General features: G+C 71.2%; 13 protein-coding genes. 12 read left to right on the top strand and 1 reads right to left on the bottom strand.

The window, feature by feature from the left end:
* Nucleotides 1-9 precede the first annotated feature (9 nt).
* Nucleotides 10-417, bottom strand: a complete 408-nt coding sequence (locus EDF28_RS10810; RefSeq protein WP_248703468.1) for a DUF4870 domain-containing protein — start codon at nucleotides 415-417, stop codon at nucleotides 10-12.
* 88 nt (nucleotides 418-505) lie between these two features.
* Here EDF28_RS10810 and hrcA point away from each other — a divergent pair, with 88 nt between their 5' ends.
* From hrcA to EDF28_RS10750, 12 genes are all read left to right on the top strand, one after another.
* Complete coding sequence (hrcA, locus tag EDF28_RS10805; protein WP_123340397.1) at nucleotides 506-1,528, top strand: heat-inducible transcriptional repressor HrcA; 1,023 nt, start codon at nucleotides 506-508, stop codon at nucleotides 1,526-1,528.
* 49 nt (nucleotides 1,529-1,577) lie between these two features.
* The gene (gene dnaJ / locus EDF28_RS10800; protein WP_111085744.1) at nucleotides 1,578-2,690 is read left to right on the top strand and encodes a molecular chaperone DnaJ; all 1,113 of its coding nucleotides are present in this window, start codon (nucleotides 1,578-1,580) and stop codon (nucleotides 2,688-2,690) included.
* Nucleotides 2,690-3,427, top strand: a complete 738-nt coding sequence (locus EDF28_RS10795; RefSeq protein ID WP_123938276.1) for a 16S rRNA (uracil(1498)-N(3))-methyltransferase — start codon at nucleotides 2,690-2,692, stop codon at nucleotides 3,425-3,427. The genes dnaJ and EDF28_RS10795 overlap by 1 nt, the downstream gene beginning before the upstream one ends.
* A gap of 40 nt (nucleotides 3,428-3,467) precedes the next feature.
* Nucleotides 3,468-3,821, top strand: a complete 354-nt coding sequence (locus EDF28_RS10790; RefSeq protein WP_123292550.1) for a histidine triad nucleotide-binding protein — start codon at nucleotides 3,468-3,470, stop codon at nucleotides 3,819-3,821.
* Complete coding sequence (locus EDF28_RS10785; protein WP_123938275.1) at nucleotides 3,811-4,953, top strand: PhoH family protein; 1,143 nt, start codon at nucleotides 3,811-3,813, stop codon at nucleotides 4,951-4,953. Before EDF28_RS10790 ends, EDF28_RS10785 begins: the two co-directional genes overlap by 11 nt.
* Nucleotides 4,950-5,411, top strand: coding sequence for an rRNA maturation RNase YbeY (ybeY, locus tag EDF28_RS10780; protein ID WP_111085740.1), 462 nt, complete (start codon nucleotides 4,950-4,952; stop codon nucleotides 5,409-5,411). The genes EDF28_RS10785 and ybeY overlap by 4 nt, the downstream gene beginning before the upstream one ends.
* Nucleotides 5,412-5,414: 3 nt before the next feature.
* Entirely contained in the window at nucleotides 5,415-6,734 is a 1,320-nt protein-coding gene (locus EDF28_RS10775; RefSeq protein ID WP_123292553.1) for a hemolysin family protein, read from the top strand.
* A complete protein-coding gene (era, locus tag EDF28_RS10770; RefSeq protein WP_123938274.1) occupies nucleotides 6,731-7,669 on the top strand; it encodes a GTPase Era in 939 nt (312 codons plus the stop codon). The genes EDF28_RS10775 and era overlap by 4 nt, the downstream gene beginning before the upstream one ends.
* 67 nt (nucleotides 7,670-7,736) lie before the next feature.
* Nucleotides 7,737-9,047, top strand: a complete 1,311-nt coding sequence (locus tag EDF28_RS10765) for a sensor histidine kinase (RefSeq protein WP_260154869.1) — start codon at nucleotides 7,737-7,739, stop codon at nucleotides 9,045-9,047.
* Complete coding sequence (locus EDF28_RS10760; RefSeq protein WP_111085737.1) at nucleotides 9,044-9,733, top strand: response regulator transcription factor; 690 nt, start codon at nucleotides 9,044-9,046, stop codon at nucleotides 9,731-9,733. Before EDF28_RS10765 ends, EDF28_RS10760 begins: the two co-directional genes overlap by 4 nt.
* A gap of 111 nt (nucleotides 9,734-9,844) precedes the next feature.
* Nucleotides 9,845-10,597: an ABC transporter ATP-binding protein gene (locus EDF28_RS10755; RefSeq protein ID WP_111085736.1), complete on the top strand. Its 753-nt coding sequence runs from the start codon at nucleotides 9,845-9,847 to the stop codon at nucleotides 10,595-10,597.
* Nucleotides 10,594-11,994, top strand: coding sequence for an ABC transporter permease (locus EDF28_RS10750; RefSeq protein WP_123938273.1), 1,401 nt, complete (start codon nucleotides 10,594-10,596; stop codon nucleotides 11,992-11,994). The genes EDF28_RS10755 and EDF28_RS10750 overlap by 4 nt, the downstream gene beginning before the upstream one ends.
* Nucleotides 11,995-12,418 lie beyond the last annotated feature (424 nt).

Raw genomic sequence — 12,418 nt, 5'->3', positions numbered from 1 at the left:
CCGGCGTCCCTACTGCTTGATGAACTCGATCGACAGGGGGTAGCGGTAGAACTGGCCCTGGTTCGCGGCGACCGCCGCCATGATGCCGAAGACGATCGTCAGGATCGCGATGATCGGGAGCAACAGTGCCCCGATCAGCGCGAGCGTGAGGATCCCCGATACCACGTAGGCGATGCCCATCGTGATGTGGAAGTTCAGTGCGACCCGGGTGTGCTCGCGGATGAAGCCGCCGCGGTCGCGCAGCACCAGGTACGCCACGAGCGGGGCGACGAAGTTGAAGAAGATCCCGCCGATGTGGGTCAGCGTGGCCCAGAGGCGCTGGTCCTCCGGGCTCATCGGCTGCGGCGGGGTGTACCCGCCCGGGTACTGGGGCCCGTTGGGGTTCTGCGGGCCACCGGGCTGCTGTCCGTAGGTCATGCCGGAAGCGTATCGGGGGTGCAGTCGTGCGGGCGTAGGATCAGCAGTCGACACGTCCGAGTGCCAGGTCGACCAGGAAGGAGCGCTCGTGGTCAGTGAACGCAGCCTCGAGGTCCTGAAGGCCATCGTGCGCGACTACGTGGCGTCCCGTGAACCGGTCGGCTCCAAGACGATCGTCGAGCGGCACGCCTTCGGCGTCAGTGCCGCCACGATCCGCAACGACATGGCCCTGCTCGAGGACGAGCAGCTCATCGTCGCGCCGCACACCTCGTCCGGCCGGGTGCCGACCGACAAGGGCTACCGGCTGTTCGTCGACCACCTCGCCGCAGCCCGGCCGCTGACGAGCGCCCAGCGGCACGCCATCGAGACCTTCCTCGGCGCCCCGAACGACCTCGACGAGGTCCTCGGCCGCACCGTGCGCCTGCTCAGCCAGCTCACGAACCAGGTCGCCCTGGTGCAGTACCCCTCGATGGTGCGCGCCCGGGTGCAGCACGTCGAGCTGGTACGCCTCGGCGACGCGCGGCTCATGGTCGTGCTCATCACCGACACCGCCCGGGTCGAACAACGCGTCGTCGAGACCGACGTCGCGCTCGACGAGCCGCTGCTGACCGAACTCCGTACCGTGCTGAACGGCGCGGCCGTGGGGCTCCTGCTGCAGGACGTGCCCACCGCGCTCCGTGCGGTGCCGCAACAGCTCCGGCCCGACGCCCAGGCGCTCGGCGGGGTCGTCGTGGCGACCCTCATCGAGCAGGTCGCGGCGAACCGTCAGGACCGCCTGGTGATGGCCGGCGCCGCCAACCTGGCGAAGAGCGAGCAGGACTTCTCCGGCGGCCTCTTCCCGGTGCTCGAAGCGATCGAGGAACAAGTCACCCTGCTCCGGTTGTTCGGGGAGATGCAGGTGGACGACATCGCGGTGGCGGCCAGCATCGGCGTCGAGAACGCCGAGTACGGGCTCGACGCCACGAGCATCGTCGCCGGCGGGTACCTCGCCGGTGGCGGCGAGGTGGCACGCCTGGGTGTCCTGGGACCGACCCGGATGGACTACGGCACGAACATGGCTGCCGTCCGGGCCGTCGCACGGTACCTGTCCAAGCTCCTGGGCGAACACTGATCGACTGCAACACCGACCGACCGACCGAACACAACCGACTGAGGGATACGTGGCAGACCACTACGACGTCCTCGGCGTCCAGCGAGACGCCTCCGATGCCGACATCAAGAAGGCCTACCGCCGCCTGGCGCGTGAGCTCCACCCGGACGTGAACCCTGCCCCAGAGGCAGCCGAGCGGTTCAAGGACGTCACGCACGCGTACGACGTCCTGAGCGACCCGGAGCAGCGGCGCCGGTACGACGCCGGGCCCCAGGCCGACAGCCCCTTCGGTGGCGGCGCCGGCGGGTTCAGCGACATCTTCGACGCCTTCTTCGGCGGCGGTGGCGGTGGCGGCCGGGGCAGTGGTCCCCGCAGCCGTGCCGAGCGCGGGCAGGACGCCCTGCTCCGCATCGACGTCGACCTCGACGAGGTCGTCTTCGGCACCCACAAGGACGTCGAGGTCGACACCGCCGTCCTGTGCGAGACCTGTCACGGGTCGTGCTGCGCACCCGGCACCAGCCCGCGCACCTGCGACATCTGCGGCGGTTCCGGCAACATCCAGCGCCAGGTCCGCTCGCTGCTGGGCAACGTCGTGACGAGCGCCCCGTGCGGCACCTGCCGCGGCTACGGCACCGTCATCCCGAGCCCCTGCCCGACCTGCCAGGGTCAGGGTCGCGTCCGCGCCCGTCGCACCGTGCCGGTCGACGTCCCCGCCGGCGTCGACTCGGGCCTGCGCCTGCAGATGCCCGGCCAGGGCGAGGTCGGCCCCGCCGGTGGCCCCTCCGGCGACCTGTACCTGGAGATCCGGGTGCGGCACGACGACGTCTTCAGCCGCGACGGTGACGACCTGCTCGCCACCCTCGAGGTCGCGATGACCGACGCCGTGCTCGGCACCACCACGACGATCGACGGACTCGACGGGCCCGTCGAGCTCGAGATCCGTCCCGGGGTGCAGAGCGCGGACGTCCTGGTGATCAAGGACCGCGGAATCACGAAGCTGCGCGGGAGCGGCCGCGGCGACCTCCGGGTCGGCGTGCAGGTCGTCACCCCGACGAAGCTCTCGCACAAGGAACGCCAGCTCGTCGAGCAGCTCGCGAAGTCGCACAAGGCGTCGGCGCCGCAGCTCGCCCGGTTCCAGCAGGGCATGTTCGGCAAGCTCCGCGACCGCTTCTTCAACTTCTGATGGCATCGCTCTACGTCGTGGAGTCGCTCGACGGGGTCGCCGTCGGTGGCTCCGTGACGCTCGACGGGGCAGAAGGGCGGCACGCCGTGACCGTCTCGCGCGTGCGGGTCGGTGAGACGCTGCGGCTCTCGGACGGACGGGGGACCGTCGTGTCCGGTGCGGTGGAATCCGTCGACCGCGACTCGCTGGTGCTGTCCGTGGAATCGCTGTCCGTCGACCCGCTGCCGGTCCCGTCGCTGACGCTCGTGCAGGCCCTCGCCAAGGGCGGCCGCGACGAGATGGCGGTGCAGGCGTCGACGGAGATCGGCGTCGACCGGATCGTGCCGTGGTCGGCCGCGCGCAGTGTCTCCCGGTGGGAGGGCCCGAAGGTCGAGAAGGGTCGATCGCGGTGGACGGCCATCGCGCACGAGGCCGCGAAGCAGGCGATCCGCTCGCGGGTGCCCGAGGTCGGGCCGCTCGTCACGACGGCGCAGCTCGTCCCCGCGCTCGGTGCCGGTGCTGCGGTGCTCGTGCTCGACCCCACCGCGACCCTGCGGCTCGCGACCTGGGAACCGACGGCGGACCTCGACGAGATCGCCCTCGTGGTGGGGCCGGAGGGCGGCATCGACGGCTCCGAGCTCGAGCGGCTCGAAGCCGCGGGAGCGATCAGGGTCCGGCTCGGTGACAGCGTGCTTCGGACGTCGACCGCCGGTCCCGCGGCACTCGCGATCCTGCAGGCCGGACTCGGGCGCTGGTGAGGGAAGGCCCGAGGTCGGTCCCGCGTTCTACGATGGAGTCATGAGCACCAGCACGCCCAGCGTCTTCAGCAAGATCATCGCGCGCGAGATCCCGGCGACCGTCGTCGCCGAGGACGACCGCGTGATCGCGATCGAGGACATCGCCCCGAAGGCACCCGTCCACGTGCTGGTCATCCCCAAGACCGAGCAGTACGCGAACGTCGCCGAACTCGCGGCCGGTGACCCCGACCTCCTCGCCCACCTGGTCGCCACCGCGCAGCGCATCGCCGACGAGCGCGCCGGCGGCCAGTTCCGTCTCGTCTTCAACACCGGCGAAGCCGCCGGTCAGACCGTGTTCCACGTGCACGCGCACGTACTCGCAGGTGAACTGCAGGAAGGCACCCTTGCCGGCTAACGAACCAGCACAGCCCACCACCGACGACGACCAGGTCGTCTCCGTCGCCCTCCAGGTCGACGGCATCGCCATGGTCCAGCTCCTCGGTCCCCAGGACCGCCTGCTGAAGACCGTCGAACGGCAGTACCCGGGCGTCAAGGTCGTCGTCCGCGGCAACGAGGTCACGCTCACCGGGCCCGAGCGCGAGGTCGCGCGGGCGAAGGCGCTCGTCGACGAACTCGTCGGCATGGTCAAGCGCGGGCAGGACATCGGCCCGTCGGACATCCCGATGTCGGCACGGATCCTCGACGACGACCGCAAGCCGTCCGACACCTTCGGCACGCCGATCGTGTCGAGCCGCGGGAAGTCCGTCCGGCCGAAGACCGACGGGCAGCGCGCCTACGTCGACGCCATCGACGAGCACACCATCACGTTCGGCATCGGCCCCGCCGGCACCGGCAAGACGTACCTGGCGATGGCGAAGGCCGTGCAGGCCCTGCAGCGGCGCGAGGTCACCCGGATCATCCTGACCCGTCCCGCGGTCGAGGCCGGCGAGCGGCTCGGGTTCCTGCCGGGCACGCTCACCGACAAGATCGACCCGTACCTGCGGCCGCTGTACGACGCCCTGAACGAGATGATGGACCCCGAGCTGGTCCCGAAGCTGCTGGCTGCGGGCACGGTCGAGGTCGCGCCGCTCGCGTACATGCGCGGCCGGACGCTCAACGACTCGTTCGTCGTCCTCGACGAGGCGCAGAACACGACGCCCGAGCAGATGAAGATGTTCCTGACGCGTCTCGGGTTCGGCTCGAAGATGGTCGTCACGGGTGACATCACCCAGGTCGACCTGCCGGGCAACGTGTCCGGACTCCGGCTCGTGACGCGGATCCTCGAGACGGTCGAGGACATCCACTTCGCCCGCCTCGGCAGCGAGGACGTCGTGCGGCACACGCTCGTCGGTCGCATCGTCGACGCCTACACCGTCTACGACGAGGAGCGCCTCGCCGAGCAGGCCGGTCACCGTCCCGGTGGCCGGGGCACCGCGCCGGTCGGCAACCCCGACGGCGCCAACCGTGCCGAGCGCCGTGGTCGGCCGCCGCAGGACCGCCAGCGACCCCCGTACCCCCAGAACGACGCCCGAGGAGGCAGCCGGTGAGCATCGAGCTCAACAACGAGTCCGGGGTCGAGGTGGACGAGGCAGCCATCCAGCGCCTCGCCGCGTTCGCCCTCGACGCGATGCACGTGCACGCGGACGCCGAACTCGCGATCGTCCTGGTCGACGAGGGCGCGATGGAACAGCTGCACGTGCGGTGGATGGACGAGCCCGGCCCCACCGACGTCCTGAGCTTCCCGATGGACGAGCTCCGACCGGGCACCGAAGAGGACCCCACGCCCGCCGGCCTGCTCGGCGACATCGTGCTCTGCCCGCAGGTCGCCGAGGAACAGGCGAAGACCGCCGGGCACTCCAGCACCGACGAGATGCTGCTGCTCACCTGCCACGGCATCCTGCACCTGCTCGGGTTCGACCACGCCGAGCCGGACGAGAAGGCCGAGATGTTCGGGCTGCAGGGCGAGATCCTGACGGCCTTCGCGGCCCAGCGCCGGGGTCGGTAGCCGATGCTCGTCGTCGTCGGTCTGCTCGCGGTCGCGCTCGGGCTCGTCGTGCTCGGCGGGCTCCTCGCCGCGAGCGACGCCGCGCTCTCCGTGGTGTCCCGTGCCGACCTCGACGAGATCGCCCGCGGCAACGAGCGTCGTCGTGCGCTCGAGGCGATCGCGGACGACGTCGGCGCGCACGTCAACGCCCTGAACTTCTTCCGCGTGCTCGCCGAGACCGCTGCGGCCGTGCTCGTCACGATCGCCCTGGTGCGGGCGTTCGACAGCTGGTGGGTGGCGCTCATCGTCTCCGCCGCGATCATGACGGCCGTGTCGTTCGTGCTCGTCGGGTCGAGTCCGCGCAGCGTCGGACGGGCGCACGCCGAACGGCTGCTGGCGTCCACCGGCGGCCTGGTCCGCGCCGTCCGGATCGTGCTCGGTCCGCTCGCCGGTCTGCTCGTCCGGATCGGTGACCGCGTGACCCCGGGCCGCGGCCGCAGCGCCTCGACGGTGTCGAGCGAAGAACAACTGCTGTCCCTCGTCGACGAGGCCACCGAGAGCAACGTGCTCGAGGACGAGGACCGCGAACTCATCCACTCGGTCTTCGAGTTCAGCGACACCCTCGTGCGCGAGGTGATGGTGCCGCGCACCGACATGCTCACGGTCGACGGCTCGGACACGCTCGCCGCGGGCATGGAGCAGTTCCTCGCCGCCGGGGTGTCCCGCATGCCCGTCACCGGCAAGGACAGCGACGACGTCCTCGGCGTCCTGTACCTGCGTGACGTGTCGCGGGCGCTGTACGAGCGACCGGGGTCCGGCAGTGAGCGGGTCACCCGGCTGCTGCGTCCGGCCGAGTTCGTGCCGGAGTCGAAGGCCGCCGACGACACCCTGCGGCACATGCAGGTCGCGAAGAACCACCTGGTCCTGGTCGTCGACGAGTACGGCGGCGTCGCCGGTCTCGTCACGATGGAGGACCTCATCGAAGAGCTCGTCGGGGACATCTCCGACGAGTACGACCGCGCCGTGGTCGACCGGGTCGAGGTCGAGCCCGGCCTCTGGCGCATCTCGGCCCGACTGCCCGTCGACGAGCTCGGCGACCTGTTCGGCATCGAGCTCGACGACGACGACGTCGACACCGCCGGCGGTCTGCTCACCAAGGAGCTCGGCCACCTGGCGGTGTCCGGCGACACGGTCACGGTGTCCGGCGTCGTCCTGACGGCCGACCGGGTCGAGGGCAAGCGCCGCCACCTCATCACCGTGCTCGCCGAACGCACTCACGCCCTCGCGGGTGTCGAGGACGCCTTCGACGACGCCACCACCACGACGGGAACCACGCACGCATGACCGACTCCGACTCCACCCCCACCGCCTCGGGCAAGCCCTACCGCGCGGGCTTCGTCTCGTTCGTCGGGCGTCCGAACGTGGGCAAGTCCACGCTGACGAACGCGCTGGTGGGCCAGAAGGTCGCGATCACCTCGTCGAAGCCGCAGACCACCCGTCGCGCGATCCGCGGCATCGTGCACCGGCCCGACGGCCAGGTCATCATCGTCGACACCCCGGGTGTGCACCGTCCCCGCACCCTGCTCGGCGAGCGGCTCAACGACCTGGTGCAGTCCACGCTCGGTGACGTCGACGTCATCGGGTTCTGCGTCCCCGCCAACGAGCCGATCGGCCCGGGCGACCGCTTCATCAACGACACCCTCGACCAGTACCCGCGGGCCAAGAAGGTCGCGATCGTCACCAAGATCGACCGCACCTCGAAGGACAAGGTCGGCGAGCAGCTGCTGGCCGTCTCCCGGCTCCGCGACTGGGACTCGATCATCCCGACGTCGGGCACGAAGGGCCTGCAGCTCGAGGACCTCCTCGGCGAGATCACCTCGTTGCTGCCGGAGTCGCCCCAGCTGTACGACTCGTCGGCCGTGACCGAGGAGACCGACGAGGAGCGCATCAGCGAACTCATCCGCGAAGCCGCGCTCGAGGGCGTCCGCGACGAACTGCCGCACTCGCTCGCCGTCGTGATCGAGGACATCGTCGAGCCGGACGAGGACGACGACGCCGACGGGCCCCTGCGCATCTTCGCGAACCTGTTCGTCGAACGCGACAGCCAGAAGGCGATCGTCATCGGCCACAAGGGGGAGCGCCTGCAGGACGTCGGCTCCCGCGCTCGCGTCGAGATCGAGTCGCTGCTCGGCGGTCGGCACGTGTACCTCAACATCCGTGTGAAGGTCGCCAAGGAGTGGCAGCGTGACCCCAAGCAGCTCGGACGCCTCGGCTTCTGAGCGTCCGGCGCCAGGAGTCATCCACACGAGGGACGCGCCCGTGAGCCGAGCGCCGTACCGTGGACGCGTGTTCCGTCCCATGCTGCGCGCGCAGGTCATCACCGACGTCGTCATCGCCGTGGTGCTCGGCTCGCTCGTGCTGATCACCTCGGCGCGGGGCATGGACTCCCCGCTCGCGATCGTCACGGTCGTCGGCATGACAGCTGCCCTCGCACTTCGACGGCTGTCGCCCGGACTCGCTCTGGCCGTCGCCTGGGTGTTCGCGGTCTTCGAGATGGTCACGGGCCAGATGCCCGACCTGTCGAACGCCTTCATCGCCGCGGTGCTCTACACGACGAGCGCCTACGGCAGTCGGCGGGTGCGGCTGGCAGGACTCGTCTCGGCGATCGTCGGGTCCGTCACCGCGGCGCTCTACATCGGTGTCGACGACTACCGGAACCGGTTGACGATCGAGACCGCGTCGACCCCGTTCCAGGAGTCGGTGCAGGTCACGGTCTCGTACTTCGCCGTCGTCCTGCTCCTGTTGCTGCTGCCGTGGTTGGCGGGCCTCGTGGTCCGTACCCGCCGGTCGGCGAGCATGAGCCGCGAGGCCCAGCTGCTCGCCGAGCGCGACGCCGCCCGAGCCGACCGAGCGGTCGCGGTCGAACAGGAGCGCGTGCGCATCGCCCGGGACATGCACGACATCGTCGCGCACTCACTCGCGGTCGTCATCGCCCAGGCGGACGGAGCCCGCTACGCACTGAAGGCCGACCCTGCCGTCGCGGACCAGGCCCTCGGCACCATCTCGACCACCGCCCGCCGGGCCCTCGGCGACGTCCGCGAGCTCCTCGGCGCGCTCCGACACGAGCAGGGGACCGTCCCGACGCCGGAGATCGACGACATCGACCGGCTCGTCGGCGAGATGCGCCAGGTCGGCCTCGACGTCCGGGTAGAGCGCGAGGGCGACCCGACCGGCCTCCCCACCACGACGCAGCTCGCGGTGTACCGGATCGTGCAGGAGAGCCTGACGAACGCCTACAAGCACGGTGAGCCCGGGACGCCGGTGCACGCATCACTGACCTACCGCCCGGACACCGTCGAGATCGCGGTGGTGAACCGCCGCGCCGACGACGGCACCCGGGGTCCCGGCACCGGGCACGGCCTGGTCGGCATGCGCGAGCGTGCCACCATGACCGGCGGCACGATGACCGCCGGGGTCCGTGGCCCCGACTTCGAGGTCGCCGTCCGCATGCCCGCCGTCCCCGCGAGCGGGCAGATGCCCCGCGGGCGCATCACCCCGACCGCGAGCCGGGCCGCGAGCCCGGCTGCGGGCCCGACCGCCGAGTCGGCCCCCGCCCCGACCATCAGTCCGACAGAGCAGGAGCGCACCGCCCGATGACCACCACCCCGCCGGCCGACGGCCGCATCCGCGTCGCCCTCGTCGACGACCAGGCACTCTTCCGCACCGGCATCCGGATGCTCATCGGCTCTCAACCCGACCTGCACTTCGTGGGCGAGGCGGGCGACGGTGCCGAGGGCGTCGAACTCGTCCGGCGCACCCGTCCGGACGTCGTGCTCATGGACGTCCGGATGCCCGTGATGGACGGCATCACGGCGACCGCGCACATCGTCGAGCAGGCCGGCACCGACGGCGCGAAGGTGCTCGTCCTGACCACGTTCGACTTCGACGAGGCCGCGGCGAAGGCCATCCGGGCGGGGGCGAGCGGCTTCGTGCTGAAGGACGCCGACCCCGAGTTCCTGCTCGCCGCCGTGCGGACCGTGCACGCCGGCACCGCGGTCTTCGCGGCCTCGGCGACGCGGGAACTCCTGCGGCGCTACGACGACTCCGTCGAGCAGGCCGCCACCGTGCCGGCGACGTTCGACGACCTCACCCCGCGCGAGCGCGAGATCTTCGACCTGGCGGCCCGCGGCTTCAGCAACAGCGAGATCGCGCAGCACGAGTACGTCAGCGAGGCGACCGTGAAGACCCACATCTCGCGGGTCCTGACGAAGCTCGGACTCCGCGACCGCGTGCGCCTCGTCGTGTTCGCGCACGAGCACGGGCTGGTGAGCAAGGCCGACTGACGGACGTCATCCGATCGGATGACCTGTCCACAGGAAGTCGAGCCGAGCGGCTCATCCACAGGAGCCGCCCGACGGACGCGGGGCGGGCCTCCCGGACGCCATCGTTGGTGCATGACCACCAGCCACGCTCCGATCATCCGACTCGACCACGTGTCCAAGCACTACGGCGACGCCGCGCGCCGGGTGACCGCGCTCGACGACGTCAGCGTCGACATCGGCGCGGGGGAGTTCACTGCCGTGATGGGGCCGTCCGGGTCCGGCAAGTCGACGCTCATGCACGTCGCCGCGGGCCTCGACGCGGTGTCCGCGGGCCGCATCGAGATCGACGGGGTCGACATCACGGGGCTCGGTGACAAAGACCTGACCGAGCTCCGTCGCCGCCGGCTCGGGTTCGTGTTCCAGTCGTTCAACCTGGTGCCGACGCTCGACGTCAGCGAGAACATCCGGCTGCCGTTCCTGCTCGGCGGGCACAAGCCGTCGAAGGACGAGAGCGCGTGGATCGACCGCCTGGTCGACCAGCTCGGACTCGGCAACCGGCTCTCGCACCGCCCGCACCAGCTGTCGGGTGGGCAGCAGCAGCGCGTCGCCATCGCCCGGGCACTCGCCTCGCGGCCGGCAGTCGTCGTCGCCGACGAGCCGACGGGTGCCCTGGACTCGCGCACCGGCCGTGACGTGCTCGCGATACTGCGCGGGGCCGTGCAGGAGTGGGGCCAGAGCGTCGTCATGGTGACGCACGACCCCGTCGCCGCCGCCAACGCCGACCGGATCCTGTTCCTCGCCGACGGCCGGGTCGTCGCCGACCGCCCGGCGATGGACGCCGGCGCGATCTCCACCACGATGCTGGGGATGGAGGCGGCAGCGTGAACGGCGTCCGCTCCTTCGCCCCCACCGTGCTGGTGGCGGCGCTCGGCACCACGTTCGGCTCGGCACTCGTCATCGCCCCGGGCATCGTGACCGAGGCGCTCGGCGCCGCCGGGCTCGCCGACCTCGGGCCGGTCAGGGCGATCCTGTCCGTCGTCGGGTGGCTGTTCCTCGGCATCGCGCTGTACGTCGGCGCGATCGTCACCGCCAACACCTGCGCGACCCTCATCGCCGGGCAGACCCGCATCATCGCGTTGCAGCGGCTCGTCGGTGCCACCGGCGCGACGCTCCGGGCCCGGATCACCCGGACCGGACTGGTCGTCGGGGTGCTCGGCGGACTGATCGGCGCCGTCGTGGGTACCGGGCTGTCCGCGGTGTTCGTGATCGTCCTGCGCGGCAACGGGTTCCTGCCCGACATCGACTACACGCTCCTGCCGTGGGAACTCGTGCTCCCGGTCGTGGCTGTGGTCCTGGCGACCTGGGGAGCGTTCGCAGCGGGTTCCCGCCGGGTGCTGACCGTCACCCCGCTCGAGGCGCTCTCCTCGAGCGTCGAACCGAGCCACGACGACGTCCGCTCGGGCACCGCCCGCAAGGTCTGGGCCATCGTGCTCATGGCCGGCGGCGCGGCGCTCATGCTCATCGGGCTCGCGGTCAGCGCGAGCTCGCCGATCGCGGTGCTGCCGGCTGCCCTCGGCGGGTTCGTGTCGTTCGCCGGCGTCGCCGTCGGAGCGACCATCGTGATGCCGCCGGTGCTGCAGCTCATCGGTCGGATCGGCTCGCACGACCCCGTCGTCCTGCTCGCCGGCCGCAACGCCATGCGTGCGCCGGGTCGGTCCTCGCGGGCGACGATCGGGCTCGTCATCGGCGTCACCCTGCTCGTCACCTTCGCCGTCGCACTGGGGATCATGCAGCACGTGCTCGAGGCCCAGCTCGAGCAGATGGGACAGGGCCAGACGACGACCGAGATGGTGCAGGCGCAGCGCGACTTCTTCGTCCAGCTGAACGCCGTCGTCAGCGTCATCGTCGGGTTCTCGGCCGTGATCGCCGCCGTCGGGGTCGTCAACGCGCTGGCACTCGGGGTCCTGCAGCGCCGACGCGAGCTCGGGCTGCTGCGGGTGCTCGGTCTCACCGGGGCGCAGGTCCGCCGGATGATCGTGACCGAGGCCGTGCAGATGGTCGTCGCGGCCGTCGTCTCGGGGCTCGTGCTCGGCACCTTCTACGGCTGGGTCGGCGGGCAGACGCTGCTCGGGTCGCTCGGGCACCCGGTCACGCCCGTGCTGCCGCCGCTCACCATCGGGATCGTCGTCGTCGGGGCGCTCGTGCTGGCGGTCGTCGCGACGATCGCGCCGGTGCGGCGCGCGATGCGCGTGCCCCCGACCGAGGCGCTCGCGGTCGACTGACGCGGCGCCCTGGTCGCACCACGCGGCGGACGGGAGGCACGGTGCCAGCTTGCACCGTGCCTCCCGTCCGCCGCGTGGTCGCGTGGACGTGTGCCGCACCGCAGTGCCACGCCGCTCACGTCCGTTGAATGGTCACGAACTGTCGCCTTGACGCGGCTCAGGTGACAGAACGTGACCGCTCGGCGGCCGACCCGCGGCATGTCGTGACCGCTCGCCCCCCGTCCGGTGTCCGGCTCGGACCGTGCCTGGCCGCCCCCGCGTCACGCGCTTGTCACACAGCAGCCCGCCGGTGCTACCGTGGACTCGATGTACTCGGCACTCCTCCTCCTTCGCTGCCGCGACGAGGCCTGACACACCGGCCCACCTCGTCGCGGAGTCCGTCGTGGCCGCACTCACCAGAGCACACGAACACGCGACGAAAGCG

This window comes from Curtobacterium sp. PhB137 (assembly GCF_003814955.1).
Classification (GTDB): domain Bacteria; phylum Actinomycetota; class Actinomycetes; order Actinomycetales; family Microbacteriaceae; genus Curtobacterium.
Note: the sequence above shows the minus strand (reverse complement) of the source record. Positions and strands in the feature narration are given on the sequence as shown.

Bases quoted from the DNA above. Each gene is read 5' to 3' on its own strand.
- EDF28_RS10810 (WP_248703468.1), bottom strand. From the start codon at position 417: ATGACCTACGGACAGCAGCCCGGTGGCCCGCAGAACCCCAACGGGCCC.
- EDF28_RS10795 (WP_123938276.1), top strand. From the start codon at position 2,690: ATGGCATCGCTCTACGTCGTGGAGTCGCTCGACGGGGTCGCCGTCGGT.
- EDF28_RS10790 (WP_123292550.1), top strand. From the start codon at position 3,468: ATGAGCACCAGCACGCCCAGCGTCTTCAGCAAGATCATCGCGCGCGAG.
- EDF28_RS10775 (WP_123292553.1), top strand. From the start codon at position 5,415: ATGCTCGTCGTCGTCGGTCTGCTCGCGGTCGCGCTCGGGCTCGTCGTG.
- era (WP_123938274.1), top strand. From the start codon at position 6,731: ATGACCGACTCCGACTCCACCCCCACCGCCTCGGGCAAGCCCTACCGC.
- EDF28_RS10760 (WP_111085737.1), top strand. From the start codon at position 9,044: ATGACCACCACCCCGCCGGCCGACGGCCGCATCCGCGTCGCCCTCGTC.
- EDF28_RS10755 (WP_111085736.1), top strand. From the start codon at position 9,845: ATGACCACCAGCCACGCTCCGATCATCCGACTCGACCACGTGTCCAAG.